Genomic DNA, 22,006 nt, shown 5'->3' on the forward strand with positions numbered 1-22,006 from the left:
TTATCACAATTACAACACATCCTGCCACAAAAACACGAATATATGGATTCTTAAGGCATTTTGTATAAATTTTGGAGGCTATTTTTAGTGCAATACAAAACAGTATGCTTACTGCTCCGCACCCTGCAGCAATAACGCCCATTTTTAATCCGTTTTCAATGGTGATTTCAGGAATATTGGTAACATTAAAAACTTCCGGATGAATTCCTAATCCTGCTGCAAACTCTGCTGCTATTATTGATGCTATAACACAGGGCAGCAATGCGGCATAATACATAACTCCAACACTTACTACTTCCATGGCAAAAACTGCCGCTGCCATGGGAGTTCCAAACACCGCTGAAAACGCGGCACTCATTCCACACATTACCATAACATGCTGGTCAAATTCATCTAGCTTCACTATTCTCCCAAGCTGATTGCCTATGCTTCCACCAAACTGTATTGCCGCACCCTCTCTACCTGCCGAACCTCCTGTTAAGTGGGTTAGCAGAGTTGCCACAAAAATCAAGGGAGCTGATTTAATGGGGACATCATCTTTAGACCTGATGGTGGATAAGACCTGATTTGTTCCCCTATCATCCTTGTCTAACATCTGATACATAAAAACAATAATCAGTCCGGCAATGGGAAGAAACAGAAATACCCATGGGCTGCCGGTTCTAAACTTTATTGCTCCTTTTATGCAACCTGCAAACACGCTACTTGCTCCACCTACTATAACTCCTGTAAGTATGGCAAGAATTATCCATTTGAAAAAAGTAGTAATATCCTTTTTCATCCTGCCTTCATAATAATGAACTACTGCCTTATTTCGTTCTTCCCTTGTCATATTTTTGCTATCTATATGCATTGTATTTTCTCCCTGCACGGAGATAAAAAGTCCGACATCACAGAACATAACCGGCATTCTGTAACGTCGGACCTTACATGGAAAACTCTTGTATTTTCCTACAAACTCCGCTGTTAATTACCCTCTAAAATATATTTATTTTAATTATACACTGTATTTTCAGAGTGTCAATTAACAGTATCTCTTCCTTATTATATATAATCTTTTGTTTTGTGCATCAGACATTAATCTATGCTTCTGTACTTTCCTTTTTAGCACTGAATAATTTCTTTAAACAACTGAATGCAACCAACACTCCAAGAACCATAAGAAGTACCGCAACTATAAACTGAAGTCCGTCTACAAGGAATGTAGCATTGCCATTTACCATATTAGCAACTAATGCAATTGTCTTCTGAACTAATGCCGTAAAGGTTACTGCTAACATTACAAACATTGGTATGTACAATGTCCAGCCTGTTCTTCCTGTTGTTTTAAGGAATACTGCTAATGCAATTAAAACTAATGCTGCAAGAAGCTGGTTTGCAGAGCCAAATAAAGGCCATACATTGTTGTATCCACCAAGAGTAAGTAAATATCCAAAGAATAATGTTATAACTGTTGCAAAATATTTATTAGTTAAAACCTTCTGCCATACAGGCATTTTGGATGTGTCTGTTGTGTCGCCATAGAATAATTCCTGGAATGACATTCTTCCGATTCTGGCAACTGAATCTAATGATGTAAGGGCTAATGCTGATACACACATTGTCATGAAAACTGTTGCAACCTGTACAGGTAATCCTAATTTTTCCAAAAATCCTGCAACACCATTTGAAAAGATTGCAAAAGGTGTTCCATCAGGCTTTGTTCCATTTACTGCAACTGCGCCTACAACTACAAGAGATATTATTCCCAGCAATGATTCAACTACCATGGCTCCATATCCAACCATCGGCATATCTTTCTCATTGCTAATTGTTTTTGATGATGTTCCTGATGATACAAGGCTATGGAAACCTGAAACTGCACCACATGCAATTGTTACAAATAATGTAGGAAACAAATAATTTCCTCCTACGTTAAATCCGTTGTAGGCATTTAACTGCATTGTAGGATGTGCAACTACTACACCAATTACTGCTCCTGCAATCATGCCTAATAACATAAAGGTTGTCATGTAGTCTCTAGGCTGCATTAAAAGCCACATTGGCATAACTGATGCCAGGAATAAATAAGCCATAACAATGTATATCCAGGCTGTTTTTGTTGCATAAATAGGAAGTTTCATACCTATTGCAAACATAGCTACCAAAAGTGCAATGGCAATTACAGCACGTACTATTTCATTCATTTTTCCTACACGTTTTTGAATTACTCCGAAAACAACTGCTACAACAATAAATAACATTGATATGGAAGCTGCTGCTGAATTTGCGTAGCTTACGCTTTCTTTCATTCCTGCAACTCCTTTACCTACGAAGGTTCCTGCAACCATATCTGTAAATGCTGCAATTACCAGTAATGTAAACAACCAGCAAAACAGCATAAATAATTTTCGTCCGCTTCTTCCGATATATTTTTCAATAATCATTCCCATGGATTTTCCTTCGTTTTTAACTGATGCATATAATGAACCAAAATCCTGAACAGCTCCAAAGAATAATCCACCAATTACTAACCATAACAAAACCGGAACCCATCCGAATACTGATGCAAGTATAGGCCCTGTTACAGGTCCTGCTCCTGCAATTGATGAAAACTGATGTGCAAATACCGTAAATTTAGATGATGGCACATAATCCTGTCCGTCTTCATGAGTGTATGCCGGTGTTTTTGCCTTAGCATCGATTCCCCATTTATTTGCCAACCAACGTCCGTAAAATAGATAGCCGGCACCTAAAACTACAATTCCGATTAAAACAATAACTAAACCATTCATTTCTTTCTTTCGCAAAAATGCGACTCCTTTCTTATATTTGCAAAGAGTCTATATCGAAGGGATTTCTATTAAGTAAAAAAACCTCCGTCCTTATTCTACATAAAGACGAAGGTTAAAACTTCCGCGTTACCACTCTACTTGTCATTTCCATGACCACTCAGTCTCATCTCACAAGCCTACGCTATAGAAATAAGCTTCTTTTTAACGGTAGAAAACCGGTGACACCTACTATTCCAAAAGAACTTCAGTGCACTGCTCACAGAGGATAATCATTAAAAACATACACCGGCTCACACCAACCGCCGGCTCTCTTTAGTACTTACTTTCCAATGACCTTATTCTGCTCTTCGCATTTTCTCTTTGTTGACACCCACAATAGCACTGTGTGAAAAACTTGTCAATGCTGCTTTTAAAAAACTTTGTTTGTTTTAATTCTACTTTATTTTTTTAAGTGTCTGGTTGCTTTTTGTATATTTTTTTAATTTTTTTTACAAATTTTCTTTTATGTCTTCTACTATCTGCTTTGGTGTCAAATGATTGTCCCTTAACACTTTCTCCAGATTGTAGCGGTCAAGAAATTCTGTTTTGATTCCATAATTTAAAACTTTCATGTCTGTATTTCCATAGAATCCTGAAATTTTCTGACCAAAGCCACCATCTAAAAAGCCGTCTTCTAACGTAATAACAGCAAAATGATTTTTCTTTAAGCCGTTAAGAGTTTTTTCATCTAATCCCGTTATATAATAAGGATTAATAACTGTTGCGGCAATTCCTGTAGTTTCTTTTAAGAGTGTGGCGACTTCTCTTCCTAAGTGATAAAAAGCACCAAGTCCTATTATGGCAACATCACTGCCCCTTTCAGTTATTTCATAAGTATTAAGTCTGCTAAAATCCTTTGAAACTATTTTGCCATCAGAAACAACCTGACCACCCGGAACTTTAATTGCCACCGGATAATCCTTCTGCTCAATGCTCCAATCAAGCATTGCCAAATATTCCTCTTTAGTTGTTGGTGCTAAATAAACAAGATTTGGAATATTTGACATCATTGGAATATCCTGTAAACCAATGTGGGTAACATCATTCATGCCATATACGGAGCCTGCGAAAGTAACAATAGTTGCAGGATTTTTATCAATACACAAATCCTGTGAAATCTGATCGAAAGCACGCTGAATAAATGTGCTGTAAACACCAAATACAGGCTTTCCTCCGTTTTTTGCAATACCGGAAGCCATGGCAACTGCCGTTTCCTCTGCAATTCCCACATCTACAAACTGACTTCCTGCCTCTTTTCTTTTATCCTCTGTAAATCCCATTATAGTAGGAGTTCCTGCTGTAATTGCCACAACTTTTGAATCCTTCTTCATTTTATCCAAAAGGTAGACATTAGTTACGGATGAATAATCCTCTCCGTCAAAAGTATATAACGGCTTACCTGTTTCAATATCAAATGGAGCACAAAAATGCCATTTTTCCTTGTTATGCTCTGCTATTTCATAACCTTTTCCCTTTAGGGTTTTAATATGGACAACTACAGGCTTTTTACTGTCTTTAACCTGTTTAAAAGCCTCAATAAGGGAAGTAACATCATTTCCTTTGTCCACATAAATATAATCAAAATTCATTGCCTTAAATAAATTACACTGAGCCTGTCCGTCTGTCTTCCTAAGAAGCTTCAGATTTTTGTATATGCCTCCATGGTTTTCGGCAATGGACATATCATTATCATTTACCACAACAATAAAATTACTGTTCATTTCACCGGCAACATCTAAGCCCTCTAATGCTTCACCACCACTTAATGAGCCATCACCAATTACGGCTATTACGTTGCCGTCCTCACCATTTAAATCCCTTGCCTTTGCCAAACCACAGGCAAGACTTACAGATGTGGATGTATGACCTATCGTAAAGAAATCATGCTCACTTTCCTTTGGATTGGTAAATCCTGACACATCATCGTAATGTTTCTCATACAAATATGCATCTTTTCTTCCTGTAAGCATTTTGTGTGGATAGCTTTGATGAGAAACATCATATACTATCTTGTCCTTAGGTGAATTAAAAACGTAGTGAAGTGCTATTGTTGCCTCCACCATACCAAAGTTTGGTCCGAAATGTCCGCCATGTTTACTTGCTCTTTTAAGTAGTGCCTGTCTCATTTCATCCGCCAACACCTCAAGCTGCGGTATTGATAACTCTTTTACGTCTTTTGGTTCATTTATATTTTCTATATACATTGTAATCCTCCATATTTACATAATATTATCTGACTATTTTTATTTTCTAGTCATTGTTACATGTGTCCTTATCCCAGTTCAATTCTCCGGTATCTACTGCCTTTTGATATCTTGATATTTTATAATCAAGACGTTTCATTGCAGTTTCTAACTGACTTCTCTGCTCCTCTAATTTTTCTTTTTCCTCCTGTAACAGATGAAGTCTTTCAGAAAATGTTGTATCTCCCTGCATACACATTTTCACATATTCAATAAGAGATTCCACTGAAACTCCGGCTTTTCGCATACAAATCACCAGTTCCACCCAGCTTAAATCGCTTTCCTGATAATCACGTATGCCACTTGCAGTACGGGTAACTTCCGGAATCATACCTATTCTCTCATAATATCGAAGAGTGTCTGATGAAATATCATATTTTTCACTTACTTCTTTTATGGTCATAAAAATCACTCCTTCCTGATAAAGAAATTATAAAGCTTAGAGTATACTCTAAGTCAAGGATTTTTATATTAATCACGGTATTTCCGCAAAAAACCGGTAAAATTATACTTTTTATAAAGCATAACTTTACCGGTTAGTTTGTATTATATTGGTTTACATAATTTTATTTTGCTAATGAATTATCCCAATTAAACCTTAACTCTACCCCAAATTTGTATTGTTCTCAACCGTTCGTGAACCATAACCATAAAAAGTTCCCACTATAACTTCTTCATCCCCGCCTGTTGCCGCCTTAACATTCGTTACTATAATGCCGCCTGTCCTCAATGCCATAAACATCATTATAACGGATAAAAGTATAGCTAAAACCTTCCTTTCCATTTAATACTCCCATTTGTTTTTTATGAATATTGTTGTAATAACATTATTACCTTCCGTCACCTCAGTATTAATAAAAAATATACATTTCACTTTAAATATTTTCCATTTCTTTTAATACTTTATCAATATCACATTTATCCGGATTATCACCAATTAAATTACATATTTTTTCTATCAGTACAATGTCTTCTTCCAGTTCATCAGCTATCTGGGATAGTGGCTTTTTCTTTGTTAGTTTCTTGCATACTTGTGTAATAAGCTTTCTGTTTTGTCCTATATTTTCCCCTTCTGCCAGTCCCTCTTCATAATAGTCCTCTTTTAAGTGTTCTCTTGTTTTTTCCTCATCATATTCCATCATAAACATATCAAGCACCTCCGACCTGTGTTCCTGCAGGAAATCTATTAAGACACCATTTTCTATACAATAATCTATTGCCTGTAGTATTGCTTCTCTCTGGTCTTCCGTTTCCTGCCGAAACTCTTTTATCTTTGCCACCATTATAGCATAGCCTTCAAGAATTGAACACTTTTCCATTAATTCTTTGTTACATCCGTAATTGATATTTAGAACTGTTGCCGTCCATTCAAAACATCCTTCACCAACCGGCACCTTAAAGGCGTCTGATAACTTAAGTATCTCCCTTTCGGGTCGTTTCTCATTTCCATTATAAAACACATAATACTGGGGTGTGGGAATCATTATGAGCTTCCTTCTGTTAAGGTCAAGGTCATTTTCAACTACATACTTATTATATAATTCCCCTGCATATCTGAATCCACGAAAGGGCATATTAGGATTCCATGTACTTTGATGCTCCATTAGTGCCATTCTGTTGTCAATTATGCAGGACACATCATTTTTCATATTCATATAAAACACATCGTCTAATGTGTAAATTTGTAAATCATCAGGGTTAGTATAGTTAGTACCGTTTAATGCATTAAATAGTTCCAGTAAATTCCCCTTATATTTTTCATATCCGAAAAGCATTCTGAATACCCTGTCTTTATGCTGCCTGTTAACTCCTGCCATAAGTCCTCCTTTGTTTTTAATTTAGTATGTTTTGTTTTATATACATAGTGTAACATAATTGCAGGTTTTATTGCAACATAATTATTTTGTTACTATAATTATTTTATGTGATGTTTTATTTTCAGATGAATTTTCAGCATTAAACAAGAATAGCTACTCTTTAATTGCTGATTATTATTTTCCTAATCATAAATAATGTTATTTTATTTTTTCTTTTTGTTTTGAATATATGTGTTTTCCCCATTTTTTCATACTTACTTTCGTTTTTACAAGCATTTATCTCAATATATCTTATCGTTGTAATTGCTGTTCTAAAATTAGCTCATTAAGGATTTTCGAGGTAACAAAGGTGGATTCGCTTTCAGCAAAAATTCAGAAAATGTACGGATACAGCGACTATGAAATGGCACTTATAAAATATTCTGTTACTGCAATGCTTTCTGAGATCAGCAAAATCGTCATTTTAAGTATTTTTTATTTGTTTATTGGAAAATTTGATTTATTTGTGGCATTTTCAGCACTGCTGATTTTTCTGCGAATTAATGGTGGGGGATATCATTGCAAGCATTATATTACATGCTTGATGCTTACAACTTTAATATCTGTTTTAGCTATAATTGTTTTACCGTTAATATCTCTCCCTAATTATTCCATAATGATATGCGTTTTAATTGTATGTTTACTTGTTACATACTACATTGGACCTGTTCCATCACCCTTTAGACCAAATCCGGATATATTGCTAATTAAACGCTGTAACATCAAATGTTTTCTCGTAATTCTTACTTTCATTATAATTGTTAGCATTTTCAATTCTAACAATGGGATAAAACCTTATCTTGTTGTTGGCTTTTGGACTATTACATTACATACATTACAATTGATTATAGCTAAAATACTTCGGAAAGGAGACTAGAAAATTATGAAAAAATTTGCTTATTCAAGAATTAATAAGCTTTGCAGTATGTTCTTAGCACTTGGATTATTTTCACATTTTCATGGTGTAAGTTTTTTCTTATTTGGTGAACCTAAATATCCACTACCAAAAGACTTTAAATAAAAACATAAAACAATACTCATTAGATATTTTTAATGAGTATTGTTTTGATTAACGAACACGATACGGAACTCTATCCATTTTTCCTCAACTTCATTTATTAAATGTGTGAAAATATCATAATTATATTTTTTTTGATATTCTTTAATTTTAGACAATCCAAGCCCCCTGTTATCACCTTTAGTAGAATACCCCTCTCTGTAAAACTTCTCTATATCATTATTTGAAATGTCTTCTACAGGATTTTTAACACATATCTCTAACTGTTCCCCCTCTATAAGTTGAAATTTAATTTTATTTAGTCCATTACTGTCCTTCACAGCCTCAATTGCATTATCCAACAGTATTCCCAAAATATCAATTAAATCGTACATCGAAATGTCACTTTTCCCCTCAAATGCAATATCATATTCAACTTTTACTCCAACCGATTCTGCCCTCATAAATTTTGTATATATAAATCCAGATAAAGTCGAATTATTACTACAACTTAATACTTTTGAATATCTATTTTCATATATAAGTTTATCACAATATTTCTTTTGAGCTTCTACTAATGATTCCAATGAATCTGCCGTTAAATGAAGACTATATACCGCATCTATCTGATTCTGAAAATCATGTTGCCTTTTTCTTATAGTCTGCACTAGTTCTTCAAAAACACCATTATACAAGTTTGTCATTTCTATTTCTCGCTCTTTTCTTTCTACTTCAAAAGATGATTTCTGCCATCTATACAAAAAGACCGCTAACATAATCATCAATAAACTTATTAGTATAAATATGTCCTTATCAATAATACTACTCATCTTAAGTGAAAACATACAATATCCAATTATAAAAACACATATTATTAAGCACCCTCTCAAAATCCAATCTTTTCTTGCACAAACCTCCACAATATTTTTATATTTTTTGTTCTTCCTTGACACATATAATATTATAAATGTTATGAAATTAATTAGTATTGATATAATGCTCTCACTTGGAATAAAATAATACAAAAAACTTAATGGTGTATATATCATCATCTGCAACAACACAATAATAATCATAACCAGTAAGCATTTTAGAACTGTTCTTTTTACACTGTCTCCAAATTTTAAATAAGCATATATAAAGTAAATTAAATAAATCACAAAATACATACCCTTAGAAACTATGCCTTCCTGTATCATTTGCATGAATGCCATTTCAATCCCAACAAATCCCACATTATAAACGTCTATTTTTAGTTTTTCTCCATTTAGGCTGTGCAGACATACTACAAGAGCGAGCATTTCAAATAGACGATATGTTATTTCGAGCATCTCTGAAGTCCCTCCAGAAAGCTTTGCTTAAGCCTGATTCCTATTTCCAGTTTTCCGTATCCGTCTCTCAGATATGCATACCTGTTTACTATATCCACACTTTCCACATAATCTGCGTTTACTATTGTATTTTTATTACATTTGAGAAATCTTTCAGAATTTAATTCCAACAAGGTATTTTTTGTAGATTTATATGGGGCATCCACTACCTCATCTTTACAATGGATATGTGAAGTATTATGGTCAATTTCAAAATATACGATATCTTCAACCTTTATTATGTAATGTACAAAGTCCTTCTTGTATTTGTAGTAGCGGTTTTCCTTCTTTTCAGTCTGAAACTTCAATGTTTCCTTTACCGTTTCCAAAAATTCATCATTATCATATGGCTTTTCAAAATATCTGTAACAATGTAGCTGTGCATACGCATACAAATTAGCGTCTTCTAATGCCGTTGTAAAAATAATCGGAGTAAATTTATACCTGTCTATTTTTCTTATACTCTCAACGAATTTAGTTCCGGCAATATCTCCCGGTATATTTGTGTTTAATATGATATCTACAATGAACAAATCGATGTGATATTCTAAAGCATAGCGATATGCCTGTTCGCTATTTTCAGCTTTATGAATAAATACCCCATCGATTCTATTAATCAGTGCACAGGCTTTATCCATACTGTGCATATTATCTTCTACTATCAATATTTGTTTGTCTGTTGATTGCATAAACATTTATCCCCTGTGTTAATTTATTTCTTTTTTCTTACATTTATATCATATTCCTGTTGAACCTTAAATGCACTTTTGGTTATTTCCAAATATATTTTTATCTTTTCATCTGCCGGTAGTCTGACAAAATCATATACATATTCCTGCTTGCCTTCTACCTTTCCCAAGAGAATATAATTTGGTGATGCATTGAATTTATCGTAAAGTATCTGCAATTGATTTGTAGTAACCTTGCTCTTACCGTATTCAATATTTTGATAATGCGTTGTGGAATGTATTCCCAGTATTTCCGCCATCTTCTCCTGGGATAATTGGTTCTCTTTTCTTACCGCGCGAATGCGCTGTCCGATTTCTCTATCTGTATTCATTTCTGCACCTTAGTTTATATTAATATCCCAATACCTACTTTGTCAATTTTAATATTTTTACTATCGTCATTCCACATTTATATGAGTGTCATCAACACTGTATTACAGTGTATTTTTTCAAAAAAAATATAAAGGCCTTTTGTTACCTTTATATTTTTTCATTACACTTATGATATTTTATTGTCAAACATAATATGTACTTTACTTTCCTTCTTTTGCAAAGTATTCTTTTACAAGTTTTACCACAACTCCTGATAATAGGAAAACTGCAATAAGGTTTGGTATTGCCATCAATCCATTAAAGGTTTCGGCTATGCTCCAAAGAAGTCCCAAATCCATTGTAGCTCCCACAATGGCAACTAAAGAGTATACCAGCATAAAAGGCTTGTTTACCTTTGAGCCAAACAAGAATTCGATACATCTTGCGCCATACAGTCCCCAGCCTACAATGGTCGAAAATGCGAAACAACACATTGCCACCGCAGTAAAAATTGAAACCCAGCTACCGTATGTTGAGGTAAATCCTGAGATTGTAAGCTCTGCTCCTGCTGCGCTTCCAAAGTTAATAGGCACTTCACTACATAAAATAACCAGCGCTGTCAGGGTACATATAACAATAGTATCCACAAACACCTCAAATATTCCAAAGAATCCCTGCTTTACCGGCTTTCTTGTATCAGCACATGCATGGGCAATAGAACCTGTTCCCAATCCTGCCTCGTTGGAAAAAATTCCTCTTGAAACACCTTTTTTCATGCTCATAAAAAAGCTTCCAACTGCACCACCTGTTACAGATGCCGGATTAAAGGCTCCCTCTATTATTAATGAAAAAACTGAAGGAATATTTTGTATGTTTAATGCAATTACACCTATTGCAAATACAATATATAAAAGTGCCATAAAAGGGACCAATTTTTCAGTTACCTGACCTATTCTCTTAATTCCTCCTAAAAGAATCATTGCCAATAAAGCAGCTAAAATTATTCCAATTATAAGATTTACTGTTTTTGCACTATCTCCTGACATTATTCCATAATTTTCAAGAGCTGAATCTATGGCAGTTGTAATTGTATTTACCTGAGTTGCATTTCCGGTACCAAATACTGTCAGAACACCAAATATTGAAAACAGATACGCCAACCAGTGCCAATGCTTCTTTAATCCGTTTTTTATATAATACATTGGGCCACCAACTAATTCACCCTTTTCATTTTTTTCTCTAAAATGTACTGCAAGGGTTACTTCAGAAAATTTGGTACACATTCCAAGTATTGCAGAAATCCACATCCAGAAAACTGCTCCCGGTCCACCTATTGCAATGGCTCCTGCCACTCCTGCAATATTCCCCGTTCCCACTGTAGCTGCCAATGCCGGACACACCACTGAAGCTGCCAATGCCGTACACACAGCCTGAAACGGTGTCATTGCACCATCTGCCGCCTCTTTCTTTTTGAACATCCTACCGATGGTAACTTTCATTGCATAAGGGAATTTTCTGATTTGTATAAATTTTGTTCTAAAACTCAAAACCAGTCCCACTCCAATAATGCATATCATTGCCGGGACACCCCATATAAAATCATTAACTGCTGAGTTTATACTTTCAATAACTGATGTCATTTCACTTAATCCTTTCGCCTTTGTATCACCCACGATATTATTAAAAAAAAGCACGCATAACTGTTTGATTATACCATAAAAAAGTAAAAACTCCAATGCAGCTAACTATTTTAAATATCTCATAAATATATTAAATTTCCAATTTTATAAACTTTTTCATAATATCCACATCAATTATATCCTCAATATTAATAATCATCCCCTCACTCATAATTATCTTATGCTCATATATATTAATTTTCTTTACTTTTCCTGTGATTTTCCTATATTCTCCACCTGCTTTTTTCACATCAGGCACAAAATATGTAAAAGTCACAGTTATATCTTTGTCTATATTATTTTTTATAAATTGTAATTTCTCATTTATTCTTATTTTTTCATCTTCATCTAATTCCAGTTTTTTCTCTGTGAGACGTGCCGACTCATTAATTTCCTCTTCGTGACCTGTAAGAGCTGCAAAAGGCGAGAACTGGGCAGCCCTGTCATGTAAAGACATCCTGGGATGTGTCTTAGACACATGGTGAGGTAAATTAATAATATCATTGTAATTGTCATCCTTAGAATCGTTAATCATGCCTTATGACCTCCAATCTGAGCATTCCTATCCTTTGCTGTAGCTCCTTTTTCTAAATTCATACCTTTAAGTACCGCATTTTTGCCAAATCGCTTTTTTATGTCAATCATGGCTTTTTGCATATTCTTTTCTCTCTGTAAACTCTCCTTTTCCTTAGCATTTTTCTTACCTAATTCATTGTAATCCGTAAAGAAATCCAGTTGCTTAAACTGCTTGCTTTCCTTTATTGAATCCTCCCATACAACCTTATTTGCCGTTATATTTATTCTTCTTATAAGTAGGCTTTTATCAACGGTTTCATCATATGCTTTCGTTACAGCTTCCATAATAATTCTGGTGGATGAGGTCTGATAATCAAGATTAATGGTTACGTGAGCATGTTTAGGTATTCTTCTTCCATAACGGTCTATAGTTATTTCTCCCTGATATTTCCCACGTTTTTTTGAATTAAGATTCTCAATATCATATCCTACAGTTAAAACCAGCTGATTGGTGACAAGTTTTTTATCCACCAAATCCAGTACCAACGCATCTGTCATTTCTTTTACAACCAACCTTGCCTTATAAAAATCATAAGGGCATTGCAATACCTGACCTGAACCCAAGCTATTGGTTTCCGGTCTATATGCTTTAATATCAGCCATGGTACAGGGTTCGTACCCCCATGCGTGATCTATGAGCAGTTCAGCATTTATTCCCAAAAGCTTATATAGTAAATCCTCATTGTGATACTCATTCGGTCCCCCCAGAGAACATCTGGCTATATCTCCCATAGTAAACAAACCATTTTCTTCTAACTTTTTGGCATATCCTCTCCCAACTCTCCAAAAATCCGTCAATGGTTTGTGATTCCACAACAACCTGCGGTACGCCATTTCATCAAGCTCAGCTATACGGACACCATCCTGATTGGGCTCTGTGTGTTTTGCAACTATATCCATGGCAATCTTACACAAATACATATTAGTGCCTATGCCTGCCGTCGCCGTAATTCCTGTTGTATTTAACACATCACGAACTACCATGCTTGCAAATTCCTTAGCAGTCATCTTATAAGTGTTAAGGTATGATGTAACATCCATAAACACCTCATCCACAGAATATACATGCATATCTTCCGGTGCAACATACTTCAAATATATATCATATATACGTGTACTGTATTCCATGTAAAGCGACATTCTGGGAGTTGCCACTACATAATCTAACTTAAGGGCAGGATTTCTCCTAAGTTCCAAATCATCATAAGATTCTCCCTGAAATTCTCCATCCGGAGCCTTTCTTTTACGCACCTGATTAATCTGCCTTACCTTCTGTACCACTTCAAAAAGTCTCGCTCTGCCGGGAATACCATATGCCTTAAGAGAAGGTGACACTGCAAGGCAAATAGTTTTCTCTGTTCTACTAATATCTGCCACTACAAGATTAGTAGTCAATGGGTCCAAATTTCTCTCATTGCATTCCACAGATGCATAGAATGATTTTAAATCTATGGCTATATATGTTCTATTCTGTGACATTTTCCCTCTCCTTAATTTAAACTGCGCCTCATGTCTCGAACATTTGTTCTAACGCTATGATAGCATATTTTTTATAAAAGTCAACTTGGAATATATTGTTAAAAGTTATTTTCTCGATTTAATATATTTATTTATGGTCATAAATATAAATGTTACTATTTTTTTAATGTATATTTATACTGTATTATTTAATTAACGTCAAAAGAGCCCTCCACACCGCAGTGCGAAGGGTTCTTCCCATTTCAAACATTAATTCTTATGATACATTCTTTCATCTTCTTCATATTTCGGTTCGCAGGTAAGCTGGATTCCCAACTTTTTAAAAATCTGCTCATCAACTGATGAAAGTAAAACTGTTGAATGTGCATCGCATCCCTTTAATAATGGAAGTTTCTTCATTGCTTTCATGGCAATTTCATTATTTGCCGCTGTAGCTGATAATGCCGTAAGCACCTCATCAGTATGAAGTCTTGGGTTTTTGCTTCCAAGGTAATTTATCTTCAAATCCTGTATCGGGTCAATTGCCTTAGGGTCAATAAGTTTTACTTCTTTATCTATGCCTGCCAAAACTTTTAAAGCATTTATCAAAGCTGAAGAAGCCGCACCAAGAAGCTCACTTGTGCCTCCTGAAACAATAGTTCCGTCTCTTAACTCAATAGCCATTGCCGGATTTCCATTTTCATTCTTCTCCCTTTCAAGAGCAACAATTGTAACTTTTCTGTCTTCCACAGTTATTTCTGCCTGCTTCATTAAAAGTTCTAACTTACATATGTCATCTTTTGTTGTGCCGTTACGTCTCTTTTCGCAAAGGCACTTGTAGTATCTTCTGATAATCTCCTGTTTTGAAGCTTCACGACATGCCTCATCATCTATAATGCAGTTTCCTGCCATATTTACACCCATTTCTGTTGGTGACTTGTAAGGACTTTTTCCAAAAATAAGTTCAAACATTGCATTTACAACAGGGAAAATTTCGCAGTCTCTATTGTAATTTACAACCGCTTCGCCACGGGCTTCTAAGTGGAATGGGTCAATCATATTTACATCATTTAAATCTGCTGTTGCAGCCTCATATGCCAGATTAACCGGATGTTTAAGAGGAATATTCCAAATAGGAAATGTCTCATATTTGGCATACCCTGCATCTACACCTCTTTTATGTTCATGATACAACTGTGAAAGGCAAACTGCCATCTTTCCGCTTCCCGGCCCCGGTGCAGTAACTACAACCAGTGGTCTTTCTGTTTCGATATATTCATTTTTTCCGTAACCTTCATCACTGACAATAAACTCTACATCACTTGGATATCCTGGAATTTTGTAGTGTTTATATGACTTAATGTTCATGGAATCAAGCCTTTTAATAAACAGGTTGGCTGACGGCTGCTCTGCAAATTTTGTAAGGCACACACTTCCTACAAACAATCCCACTGACTGAAATTCATCAATAAGTCTTAAAACATCCATATCATAAGTAATTCCGTAATCTCCACGTACCTTATTGTTTTCAATGTCTTCCGCACTAATTGCTATTACGATTTCTGCCTGATCCTTAAGCTGTAAAAGCATCTGAAGCTTTGAGTCCGGCTCAAATCCCGGCAAAACTCTTGAAGCATGGAAATCATCAAATAACTTTCCACCAAACTCCAAATATAGCTTGTTTCCAAACTGGGCAATTCTTTCCTTAATATGTTCTGACTGCATTGTCAGATATTTCTCATTATCAAAACCTTTTTTAAACATTTTACTTAACCTCTTTTGTTTTGCAAATTAAATCCACCCGTAATTTTATCATATTTAGATGGCTTTTTGAACCATAATATATTTTCTTTTATCGCAGACTTTTTTCCTTCACCCCAAAAAAAGAGATGTTGCCCTCTGCTAACACCTCTTCACCAATTTTTGCTTATTCTGTTTATTGTCCCTACAGCAATTTACGCCTTTTCGTCCCCTTAACATCCCCTTCTACAATCTGATACTGTTTGGATTTCTGTGAATCCTTTCTCTTTGTGCAATCTGCTTACTGTCTTTTCCCGGCAAATATTTTTCCTGGCATGCTGATATTACTCCCACAAAAAAACACATTGTACCTTTAGGAATCAAAAATGCCTGAGAGTCCAACATTCGCATACAGCAACTCGTCATTCTTTTATTTCCTATCTTTTTGATAGGAAATAATTGTACATATATTAAATATGTTTGTCAATCATTTGCCTGACCTGATTGTTTTTTTTCCTAGTGGGCAGGGTTGGACTCGAACCAACGATGTTTCTAATGTAACGGATTTACAGTCCGCTGTCTTCGCCGCTAGACTTACCTGCCCATAATAAGTCCCTTAGGACTCACTCTTTTTAGTACATAATATTTCATGCACCTATTGATATATTTAATTTATTATCTGTGACAATAATGTCATCAATGGGAACGTTAAAAACTGCTGCTAATACAATTAAATTATCCAATGTTGGCATTGCCGCACCATTTTGCCATTTGTATATTGCATTAGGAGTTGCAAATCCCAATATATTCTGTAACTCCTTAACAGATAATCCTGACTGTTTTCGTAAATTCATAATTCTTATTCCTGTTCCCACTGTATCTATAATAGGTAATATACACATCTTTTTTTCCTCCACTTATACTTATTTATTCATTTACCAGTAGTAATAAAAAAAACCGCCTATCTTCTCAAAAAGATAAGCGGTGAATTAAATTCTAATTATGATTTTGTCTTAATGACATCTATAATTATCATGTTGATTTTTGCTTTTTGCTTACCATTTTCGAGAGCACATTAATAAGACTCTGTCCGTATACCTGAACGAGCTTGTAATCTTCATAATAATAGTTATGGCTGTTAGCAAATTTTAACTCAAACATGATCTCTTTTCCTTTCCCGATGGATTATCCACCGCATTTAACATTCTCTGTAGTTCATACTTTAACATATATTGTTTAATTTGTCATTCTTCCGGTAGTAGAAAGTATAAATTTCATTAATAGAATTTAATTAATATTTATTTAGCCTTAATGCTTACTTTTTTACCTGAAAATGCTATTCTCATTTTCAGAATATTATAAATTCCTTCTTCTTTTAGTTCTGAATCATAAAAGCTGACAGATTTATCCATATATTCTGCTATTGCAGTTTGCTCCTGTCTGAAATCTCCTTTGTATACTATGCAGACTGCCACTATAAACAGAAAGCATATTCCCCATGTTACAGGCTCGCAAATACATATACATAAGGATGGGCTAGATTATGATAAAAACTTTAAGGAGTGCCTTGGCAGCACTCCCAATGATTATCTGTCACATATACTTCTTAAAGATATGATTGAATATATAGGAATTTAAATATGCTAATACGGCAAATCCAATAAACAACATTACATATACGACACTTCCCGCTGTCTTTCCCAGCAGAACAATCAATATAATTGGCAATAACGTTATAAGCAATATTATCAAAGTCCATGGAAAATGACCTATTCCCATAAGTAATGCATTTTTAAGTGTGTTCTTTACAGTATTTTCAAATGTACTTTGAAGTGCCATGGCGTATAAAAAAATGAACAGAATGGTAAGTGCTGCTGCAAGCATTAATCCTTTAAGTGCTGTTGTCATTACTGTTTTTTTAAGACTATTTATTATATATAAATCTATCGTAGGAATCATTGCTGCTACTAATAATATAATCCACATAACCGTTGACTGTCTAAAATTCTCCTTGAACAATTGAAAAAAATTTTTTAAAATATAACCTTCTCTGTTCCCTGCCATCTTTTTAGTCACTCCGTAAAGTGCCGTTGTTGAAGCACCTATAGTAATTATAGGCAACGAGCACAAAACAAATATCAAATTTAAAATTACCAAATCTGCTATTTTTGATACCACTTCATAAAATTTACTATCTATTCCAAACACTTTTTTCTTCCTCTCTATATTTCTTTTACAGAATCTCTTTCTAAAAGTTCAGCTTGGAAAATCAACTGTTTCTTTTCATCTTTTCCATTTATGAGATTCATTAACAGTTCTATTGATGATTTTACCATCTGTTCACATGGCTGCTTCATTGTGGAAAGTGATGGATGAAAATATTTTGACATTTCAATCCCATCGAACCCTAAAACAGAATAGTCATCAGGTATTTTCCACCCTGCTTCTGAAATAGCTTTGTACGCACCAAATGCTGTTAAGTCAGAAATAGCATAAAGTGCAGAAAATTCCTCTTTAGACTGTAACAATTCCTTTGTAACCTGATAACCATTAGCTACTGAGTATTCAGGAATGTCATCTTTCATATATCTTATAAGATTTTTGTTAACTTCAATTCCATTATCTGCTAAAGCTTCTCTGTAACCTTTCAATCGAAGACCACCAACTGCCTGATCACCCCTTTTGCCTGAAATTATAGCAATCTTCTTGTGACCTTTCTTGCAAAGATAATCTACTGCCTTGTAACTTTCTTTTTCGTCATCAATAGAGACTGAAGAACAGTTTCTTTTAGGAGCCATCATATTAACCGCAACAGTACATAACACATATGGCACACCTATTTCTTCTAATCTTGTATCAAGATAGTCCATCTGACCTCCAAGGAAAATCAAACCTTTAAGTCTTTTTTCTTTGGCAAGCTGTACTGCTACACTTACCTCATCCTGATCTTCCCCTACAGCTTGAAGTAAAAACGTATACTCTAATTTTTTTAATTCTTCTTCAAAACTTTTCAACATTCCCTGAAAGAATTGATTATCTATACCTTTAATTAAAAGTGCTATCGTATTAGATTCTGTCATTTTTAAATTTCTTGCACTATTATTAGGCACGTAATTATATTCTTTTATAACTTTTAAAATTCTTTTTCTGGTATTCTGATTAATACCCGGATCATCATTAATTGCTCGAGAGACAGTGCTAATTCCAACACCACATATTTTCGCTATGTCTTTTATTGTTAAATTTGCCATGTCTTCCCCCCTTTCATCTAAAAGTACTAAAATTTTTTAATTCCACAATTTGGTATTTTATCATATACATATCATTATGTAAAAAACTGCGAAATTTTTTCGCAGCTTTTTATCATTTTATTTCTATCCTCTGCCATAAAGAACTGTTAGTTCTTTAATAGTAGCTGATAATTTTTTAGTTATCTGTCTGGATTTTACTCTCCAACACCAATTTCCGCCTAAAGTTGAAGGATGATTCATTCTGGCTTTATTGTCCAAATGAAGATAATCCTGTAACGGAATAATACATGTATTGGCTGTTGATGCCTGAGCCATACGAATAACTTCGTCAACCAGCTCATCTTTATCATCAGTTTTTCTGCCAATATATTTTTGGACCATCTCAACCTCTTCCGGTCCAATGCTACCTAACCATCCCTTTAGTGTTTCATTGTCATGAGTTCCTGTATATACTACACAATTCTTATTATAATTGTATGGTAAATACTCTCTTGGACCTGAAGAATCTCTGCTATCAAATGCGAACTCAAGAACTTTCATATTAGGGAATCCTGAATCATTAACTAGCTGTCTTACTGAATCAGTTATATAACCTAAGTCTTCAGCTATAATGTTAACATTACCTAAACAATATTTTATAGCATTAAATAAATCTATTCCTGGTCCTTTTTCCCAGTGTCCATTAGTTGCATCCTCATCCCTAGCAGGTATTGAATAATATTCATCAAAACCTCTAAAATGATCAATTCTTACAACATCATATAGCTGAACACTTCGCTCTATTCTTTTTATCCACCAATCATAGTTGGTCTGTTTATGATAATCCCATTTGTATAATGGATTTCCCCACAACTGGCCTGTTGCTGAAAAGCCATCAGGAGGACATCCTGCAACTGCTATAGTTTTTCCTTTGTCATCTATTTGGAATAACTCAGGGTGTGACCACACATCTGCACTATCATAAGCTACATATATTGGAATATCTCCAATAATTTTCACACCATTATCATTGGCATATTTTTTTAATTTGTACCATTGCCTATAGAATTCATACTGAACAAATTCATAAAATTCTATTTCTTCCTTTAGCTCATTCTGATAATACTCCATTGAGTATCCCCATCTGAGTTTTATGTCTTCTGCCCAGTTGTCAAAGCTTTGGCCTTTAAATCTTTCCTTTATAGCCATAAACATTGCATAATCATTTAACCAATATTGGTTTTCATCTTTAAACTTTTTAAATTCTTCCCTTTCACGGATATTACTTCTTTTGTACGCTTTTTTCAAAAGTTTAAATCTGCCATTATACAACTTTTCATAATCTACTTTGTCAATTTTGTCACCAAAATCCACCTTGTCACATTCTTTTTCTGTTAATAATTTCTGCTCAATCAACTCTTCTAAACTTATAAAGTATGGATTTCCTGCATAAGTTGAAAATGACTGATAAGGAGAATCTCCGTAACTTGTTGGTCCTATAGGTAGGATTTGCCAGTATTGCTGTTTGGAATCTTTCAAAAAATCTACAAATTTATATGCTTCTTCAGAAAAACTTCCTATGCCATATTTTCCCGGCAAACTGGAAACAGGTAATAAAATTCCACTAGCCCTCATAGTCCCTCCTAATATTATATCTTATTAACCTTTTACTGCTCCTGCAGCTACACCCTTAATAATATGCTTCTGACATGTTAAGTAGAAGAATATTACAGGTATAATACTTAAAATGATAAGTGCCATTATTGCACCTAAATCTACTGAGCCGTAGCTTCCCTGTAAGTACTGAATATGAATTGGAATAGTTCTGTACTGATCAAGATCAAGAACCAAATATGGAAGTAAGTAATCGTTCCATATCCACATAATTTCAAGAATACCTACAGATATTAATGTTGGTTTTAACATTGGAATAATAACAATAAAGAATGTTCTGATTGGTCCACATCCATCAATTGCTGCTGCTTCTTCAATCTCAAGTGGTAAACCTTTAATAAATCCTGTGAACATAAATACTGCCATACCTGCACCAAATCCTAAATATATAACCGGAATAGTCCAAGGTGTATTAAGTCCCAATGAATCTGCTGTATTTGACAATGTGAACATTACCATCTGGAATGGTACTACCATTGAAAATACAAATAAGTAATATACTATCTTACAAACTATGCTGTCAACTCTTGCTATGTACCATGCTGCCATTGATGTACAAAGTAGAATTAACGCTGTTGATAAAACTGTAATTACAAAACTATATAATACCGATTTAAAAAACGGATAATTTCCAAATGTAAAACCTTTGATATAGTTTGCCCAACCTACTAACGCCTCACCAGTAGGCCATGCAAATGTGTCTGTTTTTACAAAGGTGTTAGCTTTGAAAGAGTTCATTAACACAATAAATATAGGACTAACATAAACTAAAGTTACAATTGTCATTATTGTAGTCAACAGTTTTCCATGCTTTGATGGAATTTCACTTGTCTCTTTCATTTTTTTCTTTTTCGGTGTAGCTTTCACTGTAGAATCTTTAATTGTTGAATTCACTGTTTTCTCATTGTTCATTACTGCTGCACCTCCTTAGATCTTGTTGCCTTAAGCTGGATAATTGATATACCTGCAACTAAGATAAAGAATATAACGGCTTTCGCCTGGGCAACTCCCTTACCTGTAAGAGACTGTCCGTAAAATGTGTTGTAAATGTTAAGTGCCAACATTTCTGTTGTCTTTATAACTGAACCATCCTTTAACTGTTCAAACGGCTGTCCGTTTGTTAAAGCTAAGTTCTGATCAAAAAGTTTAAATCCATTTGTTATTGTTAAGAATAAACAAATTGTAATTGATGGCATAATATTTGGAATTGTAACTCTTGTCAATGTCTGCCATTTTGTTGCACCATCAATTTTTGCTGCTTCAATTAGTTCTCCCGGAACTGCCTGCAAACCTGCAATATAGATAATCATCATATATCCTACCTGTTGCC

At 34.5% G+C, this 22,006-nt stretch carries 23 protein-coding genes, 1 tRNA gene and 1 other annotated feature; of the genes, 1 reads left to right on the plus strand and 23 read right to left on the minus strand.

Annotation, left to right across the window (positions count from 1 at the left end):
- The 6 genes from Q5O30_RS01360 to Q5O30_RS01385 form a co-directional block, all read right to left on the minus strand.
- The coding region (locus Q5O30_RS01360) for a chloride channel protein (RefSeq protein WP_302674502.1) at nucleotides 1-853 on the minus strand (853 nt) is incomplete at its 3' end.
- Between the two features lie 229 nt (nucleotides 854-1,082).
- Nucleotides 1,083-2,774, minus strand: coding sequence for a carbon starvation protein A (locus Q5O30_RS01365; RefSeq protein WP_118589200.1), 1,692 nt, complete (start codon nucleotides 2,772-2,774; stop codon nucleotides 1,083-1,085).
- Nucleotides 2,775-2,872: 98 nt separating this feature from the next.
- Nucleotides 2,873-3,131: a binding site (T-box leader), on the minus strand.
- Between the two features lie 131 nt (nucleotides 3,132-3,262).
- Complete coding sequence (locus Q5O30_RS01370; protein ID WP_021951971.1) at nucleotides 3,263-5,017, minus strand: 1-deoxy-D-xylulose-5-phosphate synthase; 1,755 nt, start codon at nucleotides 5,015-5,017, stop codon at nucleotides 3,263-3,265.
- 46 nt (nucleotides 5,018-5,063) lie between these two features.
- Nucleotides 5,064-5,459, minus strand: coding sequence for a MerR family transcriptional regulator (locus Q5O30_RS01375; protein WP_021951972.1), 396 nt, complete (start codon nucleotides 5,457-5,459; stop codon nucleotides 5,064-5,066).
- Nucleotides 5,460-5,660: 201 nt separating this feature from the next.
- Nucleotides 5,661-5,840, minus strand: a complete 180-nt coding sequence (locus Q5O30_RS01380) for a hypothetical protein (RefSeq protein WP_021951973.1) — start codon at nucleotides 5,838-5,840, stop codon at nucleotides 5,661-5,663.
- A 91-nt stretch (nucleotides 5,841-5,931) separates the two neighbouring features.
- Nucleotides 5,932-6,873 carry a hypothetical protein gene (locus tag Q5O30_RS01385; RefSeq protein WP_021951974.1) on the minus strand — a complete coding sequence of 314 codons (942 nt, stop codon included), beginning with the start codon at nucleotides 6,871-6,873 and terminating at the stop codon, nucleotides 5,932-5,934.
- Nucleotides 6,874-7,222: 349 nt separating this feature from the next.
- Between Q5O30_RS01385 and Q5O30_RS01390 the strand changes: the two genes are divergently transcribed.
- Nucleotides 7,223-7,789 carry an accessory gene regulator B family protein gene (locus tag Q5O30_RS01390; RefSeq protein WP_302674503.1) on the plus strand — a complete coding sequence of 189 codons (567 nt, stop codon included), beginning with the start codon at nucleotides 7,223-7,225 and terminating at the stop codon, nucleotides 7,787-7,789.
- Between the two features lie 173 nt (nucleotides 7,790-7,962).
- Here the strand turns inward: Q5O30_RS01390 and Q5O30_RS01395 are convergent, their stop codons facing one another.
- From Q5O30_RS01395 to Q5O30_RS01475, 17 genes are all read right to left on the minus strand, one after another.
- Nucleotides 7,963-9,240 (minus strand): sensor histidine kinase, encoded by a 1,278-nt coding sequence (locus Q5O30_RS01395; RefSeq protein WP_021951977.1) that lies wholly within the window; start codon nucleotides 9,238-9,240, stop codon nucleotides 7,963-7,965.
- Nucleotides 9,228-9,968: a LytTR family DNA-binding domain-containing protein gene (locus tag Q5O30_RS01400; protein WP_158576800.1), complete on the minus strand. Its 741-nt coding sequence runs from the start codon at nucleotides 9,966-9,968 to the stop codon at nucleotides 9,228-9,230. Before Q5O30_RS01400 ends, Q5O30_RS01395 begins: the two co-directional genes overlap by 13 nt.
- A 23-nt stretch (nucleotides 9,969-9,991) precedes the next feature.
- Nucleotides 9,992-10,339 carry a helix-turn-helix domain-containing protein gene (locus tag Q5O30_RS01405; RefSeq protein ID WP_021951979.1) on the minus strand — a complete coding sequence of 116 codons (348 nt, stop codon included), beginning with the start codon at nucleotides 10,337-10,339 and terminating at the stop codon, nucleotides 9,992-9,994.
- Nucleotides 10,340-10,540: 201 nt separating this feature from the next.
- On the minus strand, nucleotides 10,541-11,959 hold the full coding sequence (locus Q5O30_RS01410; RefSeq protein ID WP_021951980.1) for a sodium:alanine symporter family protein: 1,419 nt from the start codon (nucleotides 11,957-11,959) through the stop codon (nucleotides 10,541-10,543).
- A 130-nt stretch (nucleotides 11,960-12,089) separates the two neighbouring features.
- Nucleotides 12,090-12,533: a hypothetical protein gene (locus Q5O30_RS01415; protein WP_021951981.1), complete on the minus strand. Its 444-nt coding sequence runs from the start codon at nucleotides 12,531-12,533 to the stop codon at nucleotides 12,090-12,092.
- Complete coding sequence (locus Q5O30_RS01420) at nucleotides 12,530-14,053, minus strand: impB/MucB/SamB family protein (RefSeq protein WP_021951982.1); 1,524 nt, start codon at nucleotides 14,051-14,053, stop codon at nucleotides 12,530-12,532. Before Q5O30_RS01420 ends, Q5O30_RS01415 begins: the two co-directional genes overlap by 4 nt.
- 249 nt (nucleotides 14,054-14,302) lie before the next feature.
- On the minus strand, nucleotides 14,303-15,796 hold the full coding sequence (locus Q5O30_RS01425) for a DUF1846 domain-containing protein (protein ID WP_021951983.1): 1,494 nt from the start codon (nucleotides 15,794-15,796) through the stop codon (nucleotides 14,303-14,305).
- A gap of 222 nt (nucleotides 15,797-16,018) precedes the next feature.
- Entirely contained in the window at nucleotides 16,019-16,183 is a 165-nt protein-coding gene (locus Q5O30_RS01430; RefSeq protein ID WP_302674504.1) for a hypothetical protein, read from the minus strand.
- A 109-nt stretch (nucleotides 16,184-16,292) separates the two neighbouring features.
- Nucleotides 16,293-16,376 (minus strand) — tRNA-Tyr (locus Q5O30_RS01435).
- A 43-nt stretch (nucleotides 16,377-16,419) separates the two neighbouring features.
- Nucleotides 16,420-16,674, minus strand: a complete 255-nt coding sequence (locus tag Q5O30_RS01440; protein ID WP_021951985.1) for a helix-turn-helix transcriptional regulator — start codon at nucleotides 16,672-16,674, stop codon at nucleotides 16,420-16,422.
- Nucleotides 16,675-16,804: 130 nt separating this feature from the next.
- The gene (locus Q5O30_RS01445; protein ID WP_302629287.1) at nucleotides 16,805-16,933 is read right to left on the minus strand and encodes a hypothetical protein; all 129 of its coding nucleotides are present in this window, start codon (nucleotides 16,931-16,933) and stop codon (nucleotides 16,805-16,807) included.
- 137 nt (nucleotides 16,934-17,070) lie between these two features.
- Nucleotides 17,071-17,247: a hypothetical protein gene (locus Q5O30_RS01450; RefSeq protein WP_302674505.1), complete on the minus strand. Its 177-nt coding sequence runs from the start codon at nucleotides 17,245-17,247 to the stop codon at nucleotides 17,071-17,073.
- A 118-nt stretch (nucleotides 17,248-17,365) separates the two neighbouring features.
- Nucleotides 17,366-17,980 carry a YesL family protein gene (locus Q5O30_RS01455; protein WP_021951986.1) on the minus strand — a complete coding sequence of 205 codons (615 nt, stop codon included), beginning with the start codon at nucleotides 17,978-17,980 and terminating at the stop codon, nucleotides 17,366-17,368.
- A 14-nt stretch (nucleotides 17,981-17,994) separates the two neighbouring features.
- Nucleotides 17,995-19,023 carry a LacI family DNA-binding transcriptional regulator gene (locus tag Q5O30_RS01460; RefSeq protein WP_021951987.1) on the minus strand — a complete coding sequence of 343 codons (1,029 nt, stop codon included), beginning with the start codon at nucleotides 19,021-19,023 and terminating at the stop codon, nucleotides 17,995-17,997.
- A gap of 123 nt (nucleotides 19,024-19,146) precedes the next feature.
- The gene (gene malQ, locus Q5O30_RS01465; protein WP_021951988.1) at nucleotides 19,147-20,637 is read right to left on the minus strand and encodes a 4-alpha-glucanotransferase; all 1,491 of its coding nucleotides are present in this window, start codon (nucleotides 20,635-20,637) and stop codon (nucleotides 19,147-19,149) included.
- A gap of 24 nt (nucleotides 20,638-20,661) precedes the next feature.
- Nucleotides 20,662-21,588 (minus strand): carbohydrate ABC transporter permease, encoded by a 927-nt coding sequence (locus Q5O30_RS01470; RefSeq protein ID WP_021951989.1) that lies wholly within the window; start codon nucleotides 21,586-21,588, stop codon nucleotides 20,662-20,664.
- The coding region (locus Q5O30_RS01475) for a carbohydrate ABC transporter permease (RefSeq protein WP_302674506.1) at nucleotides 21,588-22,006 on the minus strand (419 nt) is incomplete at its 5' end. The genes Q5O30_RS01470 and Q5O30_RS01475, both read right to left, overlap by 1 nt.

The sequence above is a fragment of the Eubacterium sp. CAG:161 genome, assembly GCF_000432355.1.
Classification (GTDB): domain Bacteria; phylum Bacillota; class Clostridia; order Lachnospirales; family Lachnospiraceae; genus Eubacterium_G; species Eubacterium_G segne.

Coding starts and splice junctions, on each gene's coding strand:
- Q5O30_RS01365 (WP_118589200.1), bottom strand. CDS start 2,774: ATGAATGGTTTAGTTATTGTTTTAATCGGAATTGTAGTTTTAGGTGCC.
- Q5O30_RS01370 (WP_021951971.1), bottom strand. CDS start 5,017: ATGTATATAGAAAATATAAATGAACCAAAAGACGTAAAAGAGTTATCA.
- Q5O30_RS01375 (WP_021951972.1), bottom strand. CDS start 5,459: ATGACCATAAAAGAAGTAAGTGAAAAATATGATATTTCATCAGACACT.
- Q5O30_RS01380 (WP_021951973.1), bottom strand. CDS start 5,840: ATGGAAAGGAAGGTTTTAGCTATACTTTTATCCGTTATAATGATGTTT.
- Q5O30_RS01385 (WP_021951974.1), bottom strand. CDS start 6,873: ATGGCAGGAGTTAACAGGCAGCATAAAGACAGGGTATTCAGAATGCTT.
- Q5O30_RS01395 (WP_021951977.1), bottom strand. CDS start 9,240: ATGCTCGAAATAACATATCGTCTATTTGAAATGCTCGCTCTTGTAGTA.
- Q5O30_RS01400 (WP_158576800.1), bottom strand. CDS start 9,968: ATGCAATCAACAGACAAACAAATATTGATAGTAGAAGATAATATGCAC.
- Q5O30_RS01405 (WP_021951979.1), bottom strand. CDS start 10,339: ATGAATACAGATAGAGAAATCGGACAGCGCATTCGCGCGGTAAGAAAA.
- Q5O30_RS01410 (WP_021951980.1), bottom strand. CDS start 11,959: ATGACATCAGTTATTGAAAGTATAAACTCAGCAGTTAATGATTTTATA.
- Q5O30_RS01415 (WP_021951981.1), bottom strand. CDS start 12,533: ATGATTAACGATTCTAAGGATGACAATTACAATGATATTATTAATTTA.
- Q5O30_RS01420 (WP_021951982.1), bottom strand. CDS start 14,053: ATGTCACAGAATAGAACATATATAGCCATAGATTTAAAATCATTCTAT.
- Q5O30_RS01425 (WP_021951983.1), bottom strand. CDS start 15,796: ATGTTTAAAAAAGGTTTTGATAATGAGAAATATCTGACAATGCAGTCA.
- Q5O30_RS01430 (WP_302674504.1), bottom strand. CDS start 16,183: ATGCGAATGTTGGACTCTCAGGCATTTTTGATTCCTAAAGGTACAATG.
- Q5O30_RS01440 (WP_021951985.1), bottom strand. CDS start 16,674: ATGTGTATATTACCTATTATAGATACAGTGGGAACAGGAATAAGAATT.
- Q5O30_RS01445 (WP_302629287.1), bottom strand. CDS start 16,933: ATGTTTGAGTTAAAATTTGCTAACAGCCATAACTATTATTATGAAGAT.
- Q5O30_RS01460 (WP_021951987.1), bottom strand. CDS start 19,023: ATGGCAAATTTAACAATAAAAGACATAGCGAAAATATGTGGTGTTGGA.
- malQ (WP_021951988.1), bottom strand. CDS start 20,637: ATGAGGGCTAGTGGAATTTTATTACCTGTTTCCAGTTTGCCGGGAAAA.
- Q5O30_RS01470 (WP_021951989.1), bottom strand. CDS start 21,588: ATGAACAATGAGAAAACAGTGAATTCAACAATTAAAGATTCTACAGTG.